Source organism: Nitratifractor sp. (assembly GCF_015487065.1).
Classification (GTDB): Bacteria; Campylobacterota; Campylobacteria; order Campylobacterales; family Sulfurovaceae; genus Nitratifractor.
This window is the reverse complement of record NZ_WFQN01000164.1, coordinates 1-18,037: the sequence shown is the minus strand read 5'-3', so window position 1 is coordinate 18,037 and position 18,037 is coordinate 1. Positions and strand designations below refer to the sequence as shown.

General features: G+C 56.9%; 14 protein-coding genes. 2 read left to right on the top strand and 12 right to left on the bottom strand.

Annotation, left to right across the window (positions count from 1 at the left end):
* Positions 1 to 95 precede the first annotated feature (95 nt).
* The gene (locus F8I07_RS09375; protein WP_292658820.1) at positions 96 to 926 is read left to right on the top strand and encodes a prephenate dehydrogenase; all 831 of its coding nucleotides are present in this window, start codon (positions 96 to 98) and stop codon (positions 924 to 926) included.
* Positions 927 to 1,325: 399 nt separating this feature from the next.
* Here F8I07_RS09375 and F8I07_RS09370 read toward each other — a convergent pair whose 3' ends face one another.
* From F8I07_RS09370 to F8I07_RS09315, 12 genes are all read right to left on the bottom strand, one after another.
* Positions 1,326 to 2,912 carry a BatD family protein gene (locus F8I07_RS09370; protein ID WP_292658818.1) on the bottom strand — a complete coding sequence of 529 codons (1,587 nt, stop codon included), beginning with the start codon at positions 2,910 to 2,912 and terminating at the stop codon, positions 1,326 to 1,328.
* Between the two features lie 41 nt (positions 2,913 to 2,953).
* The gene (locus F8I07_RS09365) at positions 2,954 to 4,015 is read right to left on the bottom strand and encodes a tetratricopeptide repeat protein (RefSeq protein ID WP_292658816.1); all 1,062 of its coding nucleotides are present in this window, start codon (positions 4,013 to 4,015) and stop codon (positions 2,954 to 2,956) included.
* The gene (locus F8I07_RS09360) at positions 4,012 to 5,016 is read right to left on the bottom strand and encodes a VWA domain-containing protein (protein ID WP_292658813.1); all 1,005 of its coding nucleotides are present in this window, start codon (positions 5,014 to 5,016) and stop codon (positions 4,012 to 4,014) included. The genes F8I07_RS09365 and F8I07_RS09360 overlap by 4 nt, the downstream gene beginning before the upstream one ends.
* Positions 5,016 to 5,936, bottom strand: a complete 921-nt coding sequence (locus F8I07_RS09355; RefSeq protein ID WP_292658810.1) for a VWA domain-containing protein — start codon at positions 5,934 to 5,936, stop codon at positions 5,016 to 5,018. The genes F8I07_RS09360 and F8I07_RS09355 overlap by 1 nt, the downstream gene beginning before the upstream one ends.
* Positions 5,923 to 6,336: a hypothetical protein gene (locus F8I07_RS09350; RefSeq protein WP_292658807.1), complete on the bottom strand. Its 414-nt coding sequence runs from the start codon at positions 6,334 to 6,336 to the stop codon at positions 5,923 to 5,925. The genes F8I07_RS09355 and F8I07_RS09350 overlap by 14 nt, the downstream gene beginning before the upstream one ends.
* Entirely contained in the window at positions 6,333 to 7,151 is an 819-nt protein-coding gene (locus tag F8I07_RS09345) for a DUF58 domain-containing protein (RefSeq protein ID WP_292658822.1), read from the bottom strand. The genes F8I07_RS09350 and F8I07_RS09345 overlap by 4 nt, the downstream gene beginning before the upstream one ends.
* Positions 7,152 to 7,345: 194 nt before the next feature.
* A complete protein-coding gene (locus F8I07_RS09340; RefSeq protein WP_292658804.1) occupies positions 7,346 to 8,290 on the bottom strand; it encodes a MoxR family ATPase in 945 nt (314 codons plus the stop codon).
* An 85-nt stretch (positions 8,291 to 8,375) separates the two neighbouring features.
* Positions 8,376 to 11,369 (bottom strand): transcription-repair coupling factor, encoded by a 2,994-nt coding sequence (gene mfd / locus F8I07_RS09335; protein WP_292658781.1) that lies wholly within the window; start codon positions 11,367 to 11,369, stop codon positions 8,376 to 8,378.
* Positions 11,370 to 11,422: 53 nt separating this feature from the next.
* Positions 11,423 to 12,673 (bottom strand): bifunctional folylpolyglutamate synthase/dihydrofolate synthase, encoded by a 1,251-nt coding sequence (locus F8I07_RS09330; protein WP_292658779.1) that lies wholly within the window; start codon positions 12,671 to 12,673, stop codon positions 11,423 to 11,425.
* A complete protein-coding gene (gene lptE / locus F8I07_RS09325) occupies positions 12,670 to 13,143 on the bottom strand; it encodes an LPS assembly lipoprotein LptE (protein ID WP_292658776.1) in 474 nt (157 codons plus the stop codon). The genes F8I07_RS09330 and lptE overlap by 4 nt, the downstream gene beginning before the upstream one ends.
* A gap of 253 nt (positions 13,144 to 13,396) precedes the next feature.
* Entirely contained in the window at positions 13,397 to 15,835 is a 2,439-nt protein-coding gene (leuS, locus tag F8I07_RS09320; protein WP_292658774.1) for a leucine--tRNA ligase, read from the bottom strand.
* 72 nt (positions 15,836 to 15,907) lie between these two features.
* Positions 15,908 to 16,792: a neutral zinc metallopeptidase gene (locus F8I07_RS09315; RefSeq protein WP_292658771.1), complete on the bottom strand. Its 885-nt coding sequence runs from the start codon at positions 16,790 to 16,792 to the stop codon at positions 15,908 to 15,910.
* Positions 16,793 to 16,973: 181 nt separating this feature from the next.
* On the opposite strand from F8I07_RS09315, the gene F8I07_RS09310 reads away from it, so the two are divergent.
* Positions 16,974 to 18,037: DNA polymerase III subunit gamma/tau (locus F8I07_RS09310; protein ID WP_292658768.1), on the top strand; the 1,064-nt coding region annotated here is incomplete at its 3' end.

Genomic DNA, 18,037 nt, shown 5'->3' with positions numbered 1-18,037 from the left:
TCAATATACTACCTTGATTTGACTAAAATAAAATTGATAATATTTTCGTATTATTTAATATTTAGTACAAATAATCCCTATTTCAAGGAAAACAGATGAAAGTTGGAATCATCGGGCTGGGTCTGATGGGCGGATCTTTCGCCCTGGCATTGCGGGACCGCTATGACAATCTGGAGATTCTGGGCTACGACCACAATGATCAGCACGGTATTGAAGCGCTTGAGCTGGGTCTCGTCGACAAAGTCACCGATGATCTGGAGGATTTCGAAACCCTGGACCTCATCGTTCTGGCCATACCTGTCAACGGAATCCTCTCGGTACTTCCTCGACTGAGCTCCGTCTCGGAGGAGACAACCATCATCGATTTCGGTAGCACCAAAAAGATGATCGTCGATTCGGTGCCCCCGGAAATCCGACGAAATTTTGTCGCCGCCCACCCGATGACCGGAACGGAAAAATCCGGCCCTGCTGCCGCTCAACCCGATCTTTATCGGGGTAAAGTCGTGGTCCTGTGTAACCTGGAAGAGAGCGGAGAGATCCAGCGGCGCCTCGCCAAAAAGATCTTCAGCGATCTGGGGATGAAGATCTTCTATATGGATGCGGCGGAGCACGATCGCCATGCCGCCTTCATTTCCCATATGCCCCATGCCCTGAGTTATTCGCTGGCCAATGCCGTCATGAAACAGGAGAATCCCAAAGCGATCATCGCCCTGGCCGGCGGCGGTTTTCGGGACATGAGCCGCATCGCCAAGAGCTCTCCGGATATGTGGACCGATGTTTTTCGCCAGAACAAAGAGAATCTGCTCCAGGCTATCGCCTGTTTCAAAGGGGAACTGGAGCGTTGCGAACGGATGATCGAAACGGAGGAGTGGGAAGCCCTGCATCAATGGATGGAAAAGGCCAACGGCCTGCACGAGATTCTTTAGGGTGTCTTTCAAATCGCCTGCCCCTTTTACTCCAGACCTTAACTCACTCGGTCCAGGATCAACGGCAGGTTAAGTATTTCAGAGCCTGGATTCCGGATCAGGTTCGGAATGACGTGTTTTTTTCAGAGAGTTTATTGCCGCCATTATTTTTAAAAGAATAAACCTGCAAGAGAACTCCCACTATTAAATGGTACCTCCGCCAAGACGCCAGTACTTTGCGTTTTCTTTTTCTTTGCTTCGTTTCCTTTTTCTTTTGTCGCACGAACAAAGAAAAAGAAATGAAGAAGAGGTCAAATCAACTTGTTCAACTCGTGGCATGTGAAAAGAAATAGGAAATGAGTTGTCGTTGGTACCTGAACCCTTATGCTCGAAGGAGGAAAAACTCCTTTCGGGATGTGACTATTTCGACGCCGAAAACTCCCGATCGTAGCGGGCAGCCAGCCGATCGAGCTCTTTGCGATCGATCTCCACCTCTTCTCCCGCCTGTTTTCTGTAAAGCTGCCGTACCATTGCCTCGGCGGCCGGATCGTCGTTGATATGGGGGTAGAGGATCTTCAGCGCCTCTTCAGTGCCGTAGTGGCGTCCACCGCCCAACACCCCCCTCTTGGATCCCCGGGGACGGCGCTTCCATAGCTGCAGGATCAGAAACATCACCCCCATGCCCGCCAGAAAAGCCCCGGCCAGGTACCAGGGGAGCCGAGCCGCTTTCGCTTCGTAGGCTTTGCGGGCGTAATAGGCCGGATCTTCCAGAAGATTCTCGGCGGTGCTTTTCGCCCGGAATTTCGGTGCGGTCGCCGCAGCTGCCGGCTGGGAAGGCTGCGCTTTCATCCCTTTGGGGGCGGGGGGAACTGCTCCGGCTGCTTTCCCACCGCTGACATGGATGGAAAAAGGTTGTGTCTTCAGAATCCGTTTCTTCCCGTCGGCATAATCGAATTCGGTCAGTTTCAGGGCGGGAATGGTGAAATCCCGGTCGGAGATAAAGACATACTTTTTGCGCCAGCTGCTGTAGAGCTTGCCGTTCTTGACCGTGCTTTTGACCACGGCATCGTCACTGTAGACCGTCACACCGGGGATGTCGAAGCGGGGATCGTTCAGATCCTCCAGGCTCCCCTCCCCCAGGATCTCCAGGGTGTAGTTGACCGGTTCGTTGGCTTTGACACGGGTCTTGTCCACCTTTGCCTTCACTTCAAAGTGGCCCACCAGATCCGCCTGTATCGGGAGAGGTTTGACCGAAACCGTCAGGGGATTGGAACGCAAAGCGACCCATTTGAGCGGACTTCCGAAAATGCCGAAAGGGTCTCCGGGGGCATTGAGATCACGGATCCCGACCCGCAGCGAAGCGGGATCGATCCGCAGGGTTCCGGCTTTTTGGGGTGTCAACAGATACTGGAGACGATGAATCGTTGTCTCTCCCTGATGGATCTGCCGTTCACCGCCCAGAGGCTTGACGAAGAAACCTTTGAATGCCGGGGGTGTGTACTGCATCTGGGCGATTCCGCTCTGCAGAGGTTCCACTGCGTCCACGGTCAGAATCAGAGGCTCCCCCTGATAAAGCGAAGATTTGTCGACCTTCATGCGGATGGCAAAGCCCCCGGCACCTCCAACCCCCGCCCCTTTGACCACTTCCACCTTCACCGGTCGGGTGGTATATTTCTTACCGTCCACCACCACGGTCAGAGGGGGAATCGTTACACTCTTCCGGGGATAGATCTCGAAACTGAGGATCTTCTGGCTCTGCGTGACGAGTTTTCCGTTGGCGAAACGACTCTCAATCTTGTTGACCCGTCGCTGATTCTCCACCGGATAGGGGCCGACCTTCTGAATATCAGGAAAAAGGGCATCATTCCCCTCGGCAATCAGCTTGACTCGGAGACTCTGCCCCGGAGCGATCCGTGTGGAGCTGACCTGAACCTTCACACCGGCCGCCATAAGCAGGCTTCCGGCAAGCGAGGTCAGGATCAGAAGCTGTCGCAATAATCTTTTCATTTTTAACATCCTTTATCTCTTTTCCTATGAATCATTTCGACCTACCAGGGGTTGACATCGGGGCTGACGGGCGCTTTGCGTCCGCCCGTCTGATACATCAGCGTGGGCATCTTCTCCCCGCCCAGCCGTTTCATCAGACGCCGCAGTTCCCTGGCCTGAAGGCTTTTGACGCGATCGACCCGGGCCGAGCCTCCCTGCACCGCCTCCTCTTTTTTCTCTTTGCCTGTTCCGCTCTGCTGAGTCGGATGCTGCTGTTGCACTTTTTGTTTCTGAGCTTTTTTCGGTTGCGGTTGGCGGTATTGGGCCGATTTTCGCTCCCCGGGTTTTTGCTGCCGGTTGCCTCGGCTCTTTTGAGGCTGCGAAGGCTGTTGTTTCTCCCCCTCGGATTTCTTCGCCGGTTTTTTTCCGGAGGGTTTCCCCTGCTGCTGCTGTTTCTCCTTTTGGCCCTGGGAACCGGATTGACCGCTTTGGTTGGAGGGACTCTTTTGCCCGGATTTTTGCTTTTGATTGTTCTGTTCCGACTGCTGGTTCTTTTTCTTCTGCTGTCCCTGCTGTTTCTGCTGTTTCTGCTGATTCTGTCTGTTTTTCCCTGATTTTTTCTGGTTTTTGTTCTGCTGTTTCTTCTGCTGTTGTTTCTGTTTCTTCTGCTGCCTGTTTTTCTTCTGTTGCTTCTGTTTCTGCTTCCGGCGCTTCTTCTCCAGGAGCTTTTTCGCCAACTCCAGGTTGTAGCGTGTCTCGGCATCGTCGGCGATCTTCAGGGCCGCCTCGTAGGCCTTGATCGCCTTTTTCAGCTCCCCCTTTTTGAAGTAGGCGTTGCCGAGGTTGTGGAGTCTGGCATGTTCATCGACCCCTTTCCCTTTGGCCCGTTTATAGTGCAGCAGCGCCTTGTCATATTTTCCGGCTTTGTAGTAGGCGTTGCCCAGATCGTACTGCAGCGGCGGATTCTCCTCCTCTAACTGCTTCAGGAGCGCCGCACTCTTGTCGTATTGACCCTTTTCATAAGCGGCCCGGGCCGCCTGGATGATTTTGAAATCGGAGAGTCCCGCGGCAAGCAGGCCGCTCAGAAGCAGAAAAACACTCCAAAGGCGAATCATCTTTCTCATGCGGACTTCTCCTTTCGGAAGCGGCGGCGGAACCCCTCCCCGCTGCGGGGCATGGAGCTGAGCCCCATCAGCAGGAGCAGGACCGCTCCCGCCAGGGGGTAGACGAAGAGCTCCACCCGCTCCCTCACCCGGATCGTTCCCTGTTTCTCCCCGGCAAAGCGCTGACGGATTTCATGGGCCAGACGGGCCATATCCTCCCGGCCGTATCCCGCGATCACGTAATCTCCGCCACTCTGACGGGCGATACGCCCCAGAGCCTCATTAAGCTGGGTAATGGCAATGGTGCCGTCCTTTTTCTTGAGGGGGCGGCCGCGGCGATCCAGGACCGGCGCTCCCTTTTTCGTCCCGATCAGAACGGCATAGAGGGTAATCCCCTCCTGCTTCAGAGCCTTTTGTAACCCTTTGAGGGACTCCGGATCCCCGCCGTCGGTGAAGACCACCAGGATCTTCTCCTTTTTTCCTCTGAGCAGCCTTCCCGCCTCTTCGGCCAGTGCGAGGAAATCCGTGGAGGCCATATTGATATACTCTTCGTTGACTCCGTCGACGATCTGTTTGAGGGTCGCCGCGTCACTGGTGAAAGGGGCCAGGACAAAGGCGTTGTGGGCGAAGGCCATCACACCGACCTTGTCGCCGGGCAGGGCGTCCAGGAACTGTTTGAGCTTGGTCTTGGCGAACTCCAGCCGGTTGGGATAGCGGTCCTTGGAGCGCATGGAGCCTGAGATATCCAGGGCTGTCAACAGGGTGATCCCCTGCAGATGTACCACCTTCTCTCCCCGGTCGATCACGGGACGGGCCAATGCCACGATCATCAGAAAGACCGCGGCGAAGAGCACCAGATTCCTCAGGAAGTTGGGCAGGGTCTCACTGTCGGCCCGGAGGCGCTCCAGGACCTTTTCGTCGAAGATCCTCGCCACCTTGTCCTTGTTGGTGGTCACCAGGAAAACAAAGACAGCGAAGGGAACGATCATCACCCAGAAGAACTGCGGATAGACAAATTCCATCACTCCACCCCCTTGGCGGTACGCAGATAGATAAAGAAAAGCAGTGCCAGGATCGCAACAAAGAGCGGATAGATATAGAGATAGTCGTGCTGGACGATCTTTTTGCTCTTGAGCTTGCTGGTCTCCAACCGGTCGATCGCCTCATAGATCTTCTGAAGGGTCTGACGGTTGCTCGCGGCGAAGAACTTCCCGTGCCCCGCCTGGGCCAATGCTTTGAGATAGGGCGCGTCGAAATCCCGGTAGCTGCCGATACCGATGGTGTAGAGCTTCACGTCGCTGTCGCTGATCAGGCGGCGGATCTCGTCGAAGCTGATCCGGCTGGCGTTGTCGATCCCGTCGGTGAGCAGAATGGCGATTTTGCTCTTGGCGTCACTCTTGTTGAGGATATTGTAGGTCTGAAGCAGCGCATCGTTGATGGCGGTCCGTTTCCCGGCGATCCCCGGCTCCTGCATCGCCAGAATCTGTCGCAGGAACTTCTTTTCGAAGGTCAGGGGAGAGGCGACAAAGGCGACACTGGCGAAGTTGATCAGGCCGATCCGGTCGTTTTTGCGTTTGTCGATGAAATCGCTCACCACCTCTTTGACCACGTCGAACTTGCTTTTGAGGGGGTCGGTGGGATCGAAGCCCCGCTGCCGCATCGAGTCACTGGAGTCGATGATCAGCATGATATCCCGACCCTGCTTGTTGATCTGTTTGTACTCGTCGGTCAATACCGGCGACGCCAGGGCCAACAGCAAACTGACGATACCGATCCATTTGAGGATCTCCAGCCAGCGGCTCCTGTGGGCATGGACCGAGAGCAGCCGCCGGACATGGGGGAAATAGATCGCCTGGGTCCGGGCGGGGCAGTAGCGGGAACAGATCCAAAAGAGCAGGATCAGCCCCAGTGCCCAGGGGTGCTCGAAACTAAACCGACTCATCGCAGACCTGCCTGTAGAGTTCGAAGCGGCGCCGGGTCTCTTCGTCTACCGGGCCCACCTCTTTGCGATATTTGTAGCGCTCCAGCAGCGGCAGCAACTGGCTAAAAAGCTCTTTGCGCCGTTCATCCGTCGCCAAGAGCCGGCCGTAACGGGTGATGGTGTAGGCCGCCTCTTTGGGATCGTGCCAGTCGACACGGTGCAGCGCTTCGAGATACTCTTTGGCCCGGTTGACATGCCGATGGGCCAGGATCCAGCGGATCAGCAGAAAAACAGCTCCGGCAAGGATCAGAACACCCAGAGCGACCGCCCCCCAGTAGAGCCAGAGGCTGTGATCGGGGATCTGTACCATCGGTTTGATGTCTTTGATGGGCGGTAAAGTCATATTGTTTTCGGGTCTCATCGCATCCTCTTGATCAGTTTGGCGAAGGGATCTTCGTCGGTATAGAGTTTGACGTAGCGGATCCCGTTTTTCCGCAGGTGCCGATAGAGGCGGCGGTCATTGGCCACCATCGCCTTGCGGTATTCGGCCATGACCCCTTCGTTGATATCCCCCTCGAAGCTCTCACCGCTTTCGGGATCGACGAGGCGGAGATAACCCAGGCATTTGGGGTGCTCTTCGAAGCGGTCCCGGACGATAATGACGAAGAGATCGTGTTTTCGGCTCAGGAGCCGCAGATCCACCTCGCCGACGAAATCCCCGATCAGGAACATCAGGGACTTTTTCTTCACCCGCCGATAGAGCGTATCGCTCCAGCCGGCGTAGTCCGCCTCTTTGCCCAGGGGATCGAAGGCCAGCGCCTCCTCCAGCTCTTTGGTAACAGAAAAGAGCTTCTTGGAGGGGCGGCTCATCCGGTAGAGCCGATCGGCATAGAGCAGATGGGTAAAAAGATCGCTGTTCTTCACCGCCGAAAAGCCCAGGACCGCCAGCAGCTCGGCCATATACTCGCTCTTGGGGCGCTGGGTCCCGAACCAGGCGGAACCGCTGAGCATCGTGGAGACGACCACATTGAGCTCCCGTTCTTCGTGGTAGATCTTGACATAGGGTTTGCGCAGCTTCGCGGTGGTCTTCCAGTCGATCTTGCGGACATCGTCACCGTAGATATACTCCCGCAGCTCGGCGAACTCGAATCCCTCCCCCTGAAACAGGGAAGCGTTGTTGCCCAGCATCTCGCCGAAGACCTGCTTGCGGGTCTTGAGGGCGATCTTTTTGGCCACTATATTCAAAGGGAATCCTCCCTTTGATAATTAATAATTAAAAATGAATAATGAATAATTTCGGTATGTTTTCCTGCGGAAAACTTTATAATTTTCATTTTTTTCCTTCCCTTCAATAAAAAAGCTTTCCAATAGAAAGCTTTCCATAACTATTCATTATTAACTATTAACTATTCATTGGCGGCAGTGCCGATCTACGGGATCGGCACTGCCGCCAAAACCTGCTCGATGATCCAGTCCTGACTGATCTCCTCCGCCTGGGCCTCGTAGCTGAGGATGATCCGGTGGCGGAGTACCTCTTTGGCGATGTAGGCCACTTCGATGGGGGAGACGAAATCCTGTCCCTTGAGATAGGCGACGGCCCGGGCGGCTTTGTACATATCGATACTGGCCCGAGGAGAAGCCCCGTATTCGATATAGGGTTTGATCTTCTCCAGACCGTACTTCTCCGGCTCCCGGGTAGCGAAGACCAGTTCGATGATATATTTTTCGATCTCTTCATCCATATGCACCTGCATCGCTTCCCGGCGCAGGCGATCCAGATCTTCGATGGTGGCCACCTGCTCGATCTCGTCGAAGGCGTTGTTGGCGACGCGGCGGGCGATCTCTAGCTCCTCCTGGCGGGTGTTGTAGCCCACGACAACCTTCATCATGAAACGGTCCAGCTGGGCTTCGGGCAGCTCGTAGGCTCCTTCCTGTTCCACCGGGTTTTGGGTCGCCATGACCAGGAAAGGCAGCGAGATCTTGAAAGTCTCATCCCCGATGGTAACCTGCCGCTCCTGCATCACCTCCAGCAGGGCCGACTGGACCTTGGCCGGAGCCCGGTTGATCTCGTCGGCCAGAAGCAGGTTGGTAAAGACGGGACCTTTTTTGATCTTGAAGGTGTTGTTGGTGGGATCGTAGATTTCGGTCCCGATGATGTCGCTGGGGAGCAGGTCGGGAGTGAACTGCACCCGTTTGAAGGTCAGGCCCAGGGTTTTGGCCAGGGCGTTGACCGTGGTGGTTTTGGCCAGACCCGGCACCCCCTCCAGGAGAATATGCCCCCGGGTCAGCAAACCGGTCAGGAGCGCTTCGACCATCTTCTCCTGGCCGACCACGACCTTGTGGACTTCGTTTCTGATTCTCTTGATCGTCTCCACACAAGACTCCTAAAAATTTATTGTTATCAGGATTCTACTTGAGGGAGTTTAACTAAGGATTAATATTCGATATACCCGAGGGGTCTCAGGAGGCTTTTTCACCCCGGAGATAGCCCATGGCCGTCGCCAGGATATCGTCGTCGTCTTTGCTGGGGGCCTTGAGGATCACCCGATCCCGGCCGTCGTGGAATTCGAAAAAGACCCGCTCGTCGTAGCTGGAGACTTTGCTGATGCCCCGGTCTCTGGCCAGGACTTTGATGGCCATCATTTCGATGAACTGGCGGGTGACGGTGTCTGGCTTGCCGAAGCGGTCGCTGATCTCCTCTTCGATTTCGTAGACCTCCGCCACACTCTCGGCCTGGGCCAGGCGGCGGTAGAGCTCCAGGCGGAGGCGGTCTTCGCCGATCAACTCATCACTGAGGTAGGCGTCGACCTGGAGTTTGATGTCCACCCCCTGCTCCGTCTGCTCCTTCTGGCCGCTGAGCTCCCGGATGGCGTCTTCGAGCATCCGCAGGTAGAGGCCGTAGCCGATCTGTTTGATGTGGCCCGACTGGGCTTCGCCGATGAGGTTGCCCCCGCCCCGGATCTCCAGATCGTGAAAGGCCAGGACCGCCCCGCTGCCCAGCTCCGAGTGACTCTCCAGGGCCAGCAGACGCCGGCGAGCGTTGTCGGGCAGATGCTCCTTGTCCTCGACAAGCAGGTAGCAGTATCCCTCCCGGCCGCCCCGGCCCACCCGGCCTCTGAGCTGGTGCAGATCGGCGATACCGAAGTTTTCGGCCCCGTCGACGATCATGGTGTTGGCATTGGGCAGATGGATCCCCGACTCGACGATGGTAGTCGAAAGGAGCAGATCATACTCCCCAGCTTCGAACTTCATCATCTCCTTTTCGGTCGCCGCGGCGCTGATCTTGGAGTGGAGCACCGTCATGCGCAGATCGGGGAGGATCGCTTTGAGTTCCCGGGCCTTCTCTTCGATCCCGGCGATGGAGTTGTAGACATAAAAGGTCTGCCCGTTTCGACGCCGCTCCCGCAGGATTGCCTCCTTGACGACGGCCGGATCGAAGCTTTTGACGAAAGTGCGCACCCCCACCCGCTCCGTCGGAGGAGTGAGGATCTCGCTGAAACTCTTGATCTTCGAAAGCGCCATGTTGAGCGATCTCGGGATCGGGGTGGCGGACATCGAGAGGAGATGAACATTGACCGCCATCTCTTTGAGCGCCTCTTTCTGTTTGACGCCGAATTTGTGCTCTTCGTCTACGACCACCAACGCTAGATTTTTGAACTTGGCTCCCAGCAGAGCGTGGGTGCCCACGACCACTTTCAACTCTCCCTCTTCCAGGCGGCGCAGGATCTCCCGTTTGTTTCTGGCCGTGGTGTAGCGGTCCAGCTGGGCTACCTCGATCTCCCAGGGAGCGAAGCGCTCCTTGAGGCTGCGGAAGTGCTGGGCACTCAGCAGCGTCGTGGGGACCACCATCATCGCCTGATAGCCGCTGCGCACGGCGGCGAAGATGGCATTCATCGCCACCTCGGTCTTGCCGAAGCCCACGTCGGCGCTGAGCAAGCGATCCATCATCCGGCCGCTGGCAAGCTCCTCCATGATCTGCCGGATCGCCTCCATCTGATCCTCGGTATGCTCGAAGCCCGCCCGGGAGAGAAAGAGAGCGTGCTCCGCCGGATCGACCCGCAGGGGGATCCCCTTTTGGAGCATCCGCTGGGCAGAGATGTTGATGATCTGGGAAGCGATGGCGAAGAGTTTCTCCCGCACCTTGCCTTTGAGACGTTTGAAGCTGGCCTTGCCCAGGCGATCCAATACCGGCAGGGTTCCGCTGTCAGCCACGTAGCGGTCGATCACCTCCAGATTCTCCACCGGCACCAGCAGGGTATCTTCGCCCTGATACTGCATCACGACAAACTCCCGGGTGGCCCCCAGGACTTCACGCTTTTCAATCCCTTTGAAGATCCCCACCCCGTGGGTCTCGTGGACCACATATTCGCCGGGGCGCATTTCGTCCAGGACCAGGCTGGGGCGCTTGACGCGGCGGCGTTTGACCGGCTTGTTGAGGGAGAGAATCAGCTCGTCGGGGCCCAGAAGGTTGAGGATCCCCTCCTGATAGACGAAGTTGAGCCGCTCCAGATCGACCAGCTGGCTCCCCCGCACCAGGGATTCGCTGCGGGCGATGACGGTGATGCGTTTGTCCCGGTGGGTTTCGATGAGCTTGTTGGGGTCGGCCACTTCCAGATCCCGCCACTCCCCGGCCTCGGGCAGCGTGGTAGCGGGATAGCTCTCTCTGGAAATCAGAGGCTTGTTGAGACTGTAGAGCTCGTCCAGATCTTCGCTCAGATCCTCGGCGGCCACGCTGCGAAGTTCGCTCAATAGATCGACCCCCAGCTCTTCCAAATGCCAAAGTCCCAGAGAGTCGATATCCTTGACGAAGCTCTCCCAAGGGCTCGACTCCACCCGGGCCTTGAGGGCGGAAAAAGCCGCTTCATCTAGAGCCAGAAAGGCGGGGCAGAGGGTGACCGATTCGAGCTCTTCGTCTCCCCGGCGCTTCTGGGTATCGGGGTCGAAGGGGTGGATGCTTTCGATCTCGTCATCGAAGAGGCTGATCCGCCAGGGGTATTCCATCCCGGGGCTGAAGAGGTCGATAATATCCCCTCGCACCGAAACCTCTCCCGGCTCACTGACCAAATCGACGAAATGGTAGCCCCAGCGATAAAGCATCTCTTTGAAATCTTTCAAATCGAGCTTGTCGCCGAACTCCAGCATCCGGGTATCGAAGCACTCCGCTTTGGGCAGTGGCAGACTGAGCGTATGCAGCGGAGCGATGAGAAGCTTCTCCTCTCGATAACGGTAATAGCCCGAGAGCTGAGTGAAAAGCTCCTGAATCTCCGGCCCGTAACTGCGCAGATCCTCTCCGGGACTGACCCGAAGCTGGGGCAGCACGAAGGGGCGGATCCCCTGAAAACGTGCCACAGTCGCCGCCTGTTCGGCGCTTTTGTCGTTACGGACGACAACAAGTTCGGCCCGCTCCTTGGCGGGGGTCTTTTTCAGGTATTCGAAGAGTCTTGAGGGTTCCATTCCTATAAATCGGCCTTTGGATGAGGTAAACAAGAGTGGAGTTTATAACACATTCAGAACGATCGGTCCCTGTTTTGTGATTTCAAAAAGGCTTCTACTGTGTAGAAAGAACCGAAAACCAGATAGTGTTCATGGGTAAAAAGCTGCCCGTTGAAACAGTCCCAGGGAATTCCCAGCTCCTCCAAAACAGTCTCGATCTCTCGAAGCGTAGCCGCCCGCTGGCTTTTGATGGGGATGAGCTCGACCCGTTTGATCTTGGGGCGCAGGATCGAGAGTACCTCCCGATAATCCTTGTCGTCCAGGGAGTTATAGATCAGCACCGTCTCCGGCTCCATCGCCTCGACGATCGCCCGGGCTGCCAAAGGATTGTGCCCCACGTCGATACGAACGTTTTCGGTCAAAGGGTAGAAACGGCCGAAGATCTCCAACTCCCTGAGCATCTCCACCTTGGTGGAAATCCCGAGCAAATCCAGGGCCCGCAGCGCCACCGAAGCGTTATGGTACAGAAACTTCGGCCAGCTTTTTTCTTTTAAGACCTCTTCAATCTCATTAATTCTCCATTCTCCATTCTCAATCCTCAATTCGCATCCCCGTTCTTCGGCGATCTGCCGTGCAACGCTTTCCACCTCCGCATAGGGTTGGGGAGCCAGAAGCACCTGCGTATGCAGCGTGATACTGCGCAGTTTGGTCTCGGCGATGGCCTCGACGGAATCGCCCAGAAAGGCCTGATGATCGATCCCGATGGGGGTGACGACGGTGAGCATTTTATTTTCCACCACGTTGGTGGCGTCAAACTCCCCGCCCAGCCCCGCTTCCAGGACGATCAGATCGCAACGCTCGAAAAGGAGCAGCGCCAGCAGCGTGGTGTATTCGAAATAGCTCAACGCCCCGCTCATTTCCGGCCCGAGGATCCCATAAAGCCGCCGATGTCCTTCTTCCAGCACCTCATCTGAGACGTTCTCGCCGTCGATCCAGATCCTCTCGTTGAAGCGGAGGATGTGGGGGGAGGAGTAGTGTCCGACGGAAAGTGGGGAGTGAGGAGTGAAGAGTGAAGAGTTTTTATCTCCGCTTTGCGGAGTTTCCTCTTCCATCTTCCATCTTCCATCTTCCATCCTTCCCCGCCACGCAAGGAAAGCCAGCATTCTCCCCGTGCTCCCTTTGCCATTCGTGCCGACGATATGCACAGCCGGAGGGTGGGCAATCTCTTCACGCAGTCGTGCGTAGGCTCTATGCACCCGCTCGTGATCGATCTCTTTATAGTATAGGGGTTTGCTTTCGAGAAAGTCGGAAAAGGAGGGGATCACTTCCCGTAACCCTTTTGGGCGACCCAGGCGATGAAGTTGTCCATCGCTTTGCGGATGGCGACCCGAATGGCATATTCACGTGCGGCGGTACTGGTCAGGGATCCCGGCTGGATACTGACATCTTCCGTGGCCGAAATCTTTTTGTGCAGCGTCTCTTTCGGCGTCTTGAGTATGAAAACGATATTGGCCGTCACCCGATAGCGGGTCACATAGCCGTCGGTATCGTAGGTCAAAGGCGAATAGCTGATCGTATAGTTGGGAACGGTGATCTGACTGACGGAGCGCCCTTTGTCGGAAACGACCTTCTCCTGGAAATGGGTCCGCAAAACCTTCATGATCTCCTCTTTGAGGTAGACACCGTTTTGGGGTTCGACCCCGCTGAGTCTCACATCCACATAAACCGGATCGGGAAGGATGTGACGGGCATATTGGGACGCCGGTCTGTATCCGCAGCCGTTAATGGCGAACAAAATCGCCATTAACGGAATGAGGAATGAGAATTTTAGTGGGGAGTGAGGAGTGAGAAAGCGATTTGGAATGGAGAATGGAGAATGGAGAATGGAGAATTTCGGTTTACGTTGCGCTGCAACGTTTTTTTCATTAATAATGGTGAGAGGGTAAAACCTTTTTCCCAGCAGCGCGAAGCGCGATCTCACCTTCTCACCTATCTTCAAACGACCCAATCCCCAATTCTCAATTCTCAATTCTCAATCCTCATTTACATTACGCCGGTTTGACGACGAAGTTGACCAGTTTGTTGGGTACGACGATCTCTTTGACGATCTGCTGCCCCTCCAGCCATTTGGCGCCCGCCTCCCGGGCGATGGTGAGGATCTGCTCCTTGTCGGCGTCGGCGGGGATCGCCACTTCGGTGCGCCGCTTTCCGTTGATACTCACGGCATAGGTGACGCTCTCGGTGACGAAGACCTCCTCTTTGAGGGGAATGTCTCTTTTGAGATTCTCCCGGCCGAAAAGCTCCTCGCCCAGTTCGCTGGCGATGTGGGGGACGATGGGCTCGAGGAGATGGAGCAGGATATACATCCCCTCGCTCCAGACCACCGGGTCGTCCTGTTTGTCCAGGGCGTTGAGGGCCTCCATCGTGGCGGCGATGAGGGTGTTGAAGGCGAAGGTTTTTTCGAAGACATCTTCGCTCTTGCGCAGCGCCTCGTAGACCTTGGCCCGCGCCTCCTTGGCTTCGGGGGCCAGCGCGTCGTGGTCGATCTCGGGCAGAGTCGAGTGGGTGACCTTCTCCTTGCGGCTGTAGAGTTTGCGCAGGAAGCGGTAGGCCCCTTCCACCCCGCTGTCCTTCCACTCCAGCTCTTTTTGCGGCGGGGCGGCAAAGAGGATAAACAGCCGCGCCGTATCGGCGCCGTAGCGTTCGACGATGGCGTCGGGATCGACGGTGTTGCCCTTGGATTTGGACATTTTGGCGCCGTCTTTGAGAACCATCCCCTGGGTCAGGAGCCGGCTGAAGGGCTCGTCGATATCGTGGTAGCCCAGATCCCGCAGGGCCTTGGTAAAGAAACGGGCGTAGAGCAGATGCAAAATCGCGTGTTCGATCCCTCCGATATACTGATCGACGGGCATCCAGTAGGCGCTGTCAGCTTTATCGATACCCTCCTCTTCCCACTTGGCAGGATCAGTGGCGTAGCGGAATTGATACCAGGAGCTCTGGATGAAGGTATCCATCGTATCGGTCTCCCGCATAGCCGGTCCGCCACATTGGGGGCATTCGCAGTGTTTCCAGGTGGGATGGCTCTCCAGCGGGTTGCCCTCTCCGGTGATCTCCACGTCGTCGGGGAGCGTCACGGGGAGATTCTCCAGCTTCTCGGGGACCAGGCCGCACTTTTCACAGTGCACCAGCGGGATGGGCGCCCCCCAGTAGCGCTGGCGGCTGATCCCCCAATTGCGCAGCTTGTAGTTGATCTGGCTCGTTCCCAGCCCTTCGGCCTCGAAGAAGGCGATGATCTCCTTCATCGCCTCCCGGTTGGGCTTGCTGGTGAAGACGCCGCTGTCGACGAGGACTCCGTCGCCGGTATAGGGGAGCTCGCCCCCTTCGATGACCCGTTTGACGGGCAGATCGTACTTCCGGGCGAACTCATAGTCCCGCTCGTCATGGGCCGGCACCGCCATGACCGCCCCGCCGCCGTAACTCGCCAGGACGAAGTTGGCAGTCCAGACGGGGATATCCTCGCCGGTGAGGGGGTGGATGACGCTGACCCCCAGCGGGTAGCCCTCTTTTTCGGCCTGGGAGCGTTCCCGCTCGCTCATGTTGATCATCGCCTGGATCCGCTGGGTGACCTCATCGTCTAGGAGTCTGTGCTCGATCAGGTGTTTGACGATGGGATGCTCGGGAGCTAGAGCCGAATAGGTCACCCCGAAGATCGTATCGGGCCGGGTCGTGAAGACATCGTAGCCGTCGAAGCAGCCGTGAAGCTTACTCTTGCTCTCCTCGCTCAGCTCGAAACGGAACTGCAATCCCTGGCTGCGGCCGATCCAGTTGCGCTGCATCGTGAGCACCTGGGAGGGCCATTTGCCTTCCAACTGCTCCAGATCGTCCAGCAGCTCCTGGGCGTAGCGGACGATATCGATGTAATAGCCGGGCATCTCCCGCTGGACGACCGGGTTGTCGCAGCGCCAGCAGCACCCCTCCTCCACCTGTTCGTTGGCCAGGACGGTGTGGCAGGTCTCGCACCAGTTGACGGTCGTGCTTTCGCGGTACATCAGCCCCGCTTCGAACATCCGGATGATGAACTCCTGCTCCCAGCGGGTATAGAGGGGATCGCAGGTGGCGAACTCCCGCTCCTTGGAGAAGCTCAAACCCAGCGCCGAGAGCTCCTTGCGCATGTAGTCGATGTTTTCGTAGGTCCACTTCTTGGGATGCAGGCCGTGCTTGATGGCAGCGTTCTCCGCGGGCATCCCGAAGGCGTCCCATCCGATAGGGTGCAGGACATTCACCCCCTGTTTGCGCCAGTAGCGGGCCAGGGCGTCGCCGATGGCATAGTTGCGTACATGCCCCATGTGAATCCGCCCACTGGGATAGGGAAACATGCTCAGGATGTATTTTTTGGGAAGGTTCTGGTCACGGGAAGGTTCGAAGGCTCGCTCCTCCTCCCAGCGTTTCTGCCACTTGGTCTCTATCGATTTGGGCTCGTAGCTCACGGTTATCGCTCCGTCGGTGAAATTGGAGAGATTATACCCTATAGCGGGTTATGAAGTGAAATGGTGCCGGGTCTACCGAAAAGTATTACACGCATTAATATCGCCGCTCTTGAACCCTCGCATAAACCATTCCATCCTCTGACGGGAAGTCCCATGGGTGAAGCTGTCGGGAACCACATAACCCTGGGCCTGTTTCTGCAGGGCGTCATCTCCGATCTTTGAGGCGGCATTGATCGCTTCTTGGATATCGCCTGGATCGAGGTGGCTACGGGCGTAGTGCCCCCAGACTCCGGCGAAACAGTCGGCCTGAAGCTCCACCGGGATCTGCAGGTGATTGGCCCGGGTTTTGTTCCCCCGCTGCATCGCCTGCTGCTGAAGCCGATGGACTTTGTCCAGAATTCCCAGCTGATCCTGGACCACATGTCCCACCTCATGAGCCAGCACATAGGCCTGGGCGAAATCCCCGGGAGCTCCGAGTTTTCGCTTCAACTCTTCGAAAAAGCCCAGATCCAGATAGATCTTTTTGTCCGTCGGACAGTAAAAGGGCCCCACCTGAGCACGGGCATAGCCGCAGCCGCTGCGGGTCATCCCCCGATAGAGGACCAGGGTCGGCGGATCGTATCGACGGCCGTATTTCCCTAAAATTTGGCTCCAGATCTGTTCCGTCGAAGCCAGGACCTTTTTCATCCGTACCGCCTCCTGCTGTTCCTGGGCACTGGGGACCCGGTGAGTTGCCGCGGTATGCCCTCCGCCAAGCAGGCTCAGAGGATTGAATCCCGCCAGATAAGCGACAACCCCCAGTCCGATGATCGCCCAGCCGATTTTGGTCCGCAGCAGCATCCGGATCAGCGGCCAGAGCATCATCAGCGCTCCGGCGGAAAGCTGTCCCCCTCCGCCGCCGCTCTCCATGCGCCGATCTTCGACGTGTCGGCTCTCCTCAATATCGTCCAGTTTCACCTCTTCTCCTTCACAAATTTTCCGGGACTTCACTCTCGGAAGAGAGTACTCCCCGGGACTTTCCGAAAATCATAACAAAATTATATCGGTTTCAACAGAGTCAATTTTATATCTCCGAAAGCAAAGATCCACTAAAATAGAGTCTCTTTACGAAAAAATCCGCAAATGTAAGGATAGCGCTTTGGCTTTGGCACTTGCCCGCAAATACCGTCCCCGATCCTTCGCCGACCTGGTAGGCCAGGAGTCGGTCTCCCAGACCCTGACTCAGGCCCTCGACGGCGACCGGCTCTCCCACGCCTACCTCTTTTCGGGACTCCGGGGCAGCGGCAAGACCTCCACCGCCCGGATCTTCGCCAAGGCCCTGCTCTGCGAAAAGGGACCCACCTCCAAGCCCTGTGAAGCGTGCCCCCACTGTATCATGGCCAACGAATACCGCCACATGGATATCATCGAGATGGACGCCGCCTCCAACCGGGGGATCGACGACATCAAAGAGCTGATCGAGCACACCAAATACAAACCCGGGAGCGGCCGCTTCAAGATCTTCATCATCGACGAAGTCCATATGCTCACTACCCAGGCCTTCAACGCCCTGCTCAAGACCCTGGAGGAGCCCCCGGAATTCGTCAAATTCATCCTGGCCACCACCGATCCGCTGAAACTCCCGGCGACGATCCTCTCCCGGACCCAGCACTTCCGGTTCAAAAAGATCCCGCCCCGACTGGTCAAGAGCCACCTGGAGCATATCCTCCACCTGGAGGGGATCGACTACGAGCCCGAAGCCCTGGAGATCCTGGCCCGCAGCGGTGCGGGGAGCCTGCGGGACTCCCTGACCCTGCTGGATCAGGCCATCGTCTATGCCAAGGGAAGCGTGGATCTGGCCACCGTCACCTCCATGCTGGGAATCATCGATCCGGCGAAACTGGACGAACTCCTGGAACGGATCCTCCACAAAGACGAAGCGGGGATCCTGGCCTTTGTTCACGAGTGTGCCGACTACGAGACGGAGATGATCGTCGACGAGCTGACGCTGCACCTCAAAGAGCTGCTCTTCGCCAGGGATCCCCGTTTCAGCCCCCTGATCCTCGACCGCTTTTTCCGGATCCTCGCCGAAGCCAAAGAGCTGCTCTTTCTGGGAAGCGACGGGGAGTTTGTCCTCTCCCTGACCCTCTTCAAGATGATGGAGGCCCTCTCGGTCAAAGAGATCGACGAGATGATCCGCACCCTCCAGAAAGAGCTCTCCGG

Excerpts from the sequence above, each read along its gene's own strand:
- F8I07_RS09375 (WP_292658820.1), top strand. The coding sequence starts at position 96 with ATGAAAGTTGGAATCATCGGGCTGGGTCTGATGGGCGGATCTTTCGCC.
- F8I07_RS09355 (WP_292658810.1), bottom strand. The coding sequence starts at position 5,936 with ATGAGTCGGTTTAGTTTCGAGCACCCCTGGGCACTGGGGCTGATCCTG.
- F8I07_RS09350 (WP_292658807.1), bottom strand. The coding sequence starts at position 6,336 with ATGAGACCCGAAAACAATATGACTTTACCGCCCATCAAAGACATCAAA.
- mfd (WP_292658781.1), bottom strand. The coding sequence starts at position 11,369 with ATGGAACCCTCAAGACTCTTCGAATACCTGAAAAAGACCCCCGCCAAG.
- F8I07_RS09370 (WP_292658818.1), bottom strand. The coding sequence starts at position 2,912 with ATGAAAAGATTATTGCGACAGCTTCTGATCCTGACCTCGCTTGCCGGA.
- F8I07_RS09360 (WP_292658813.1), bottom strand. The coding sequence starts at position 5,016 with ATGGAATTTGTCTATCCGCAGTTCTTCTGGGTGATGATCGTTCCCTTC.
- F8I07_RS09365 (WP_292658816.1), bottom strand. The coding sequence starts at position 4,015 with ATGAGAAAGATGATTCGCCTTTGGAGTGTTTTTCTGCTTCTGAGCGGC.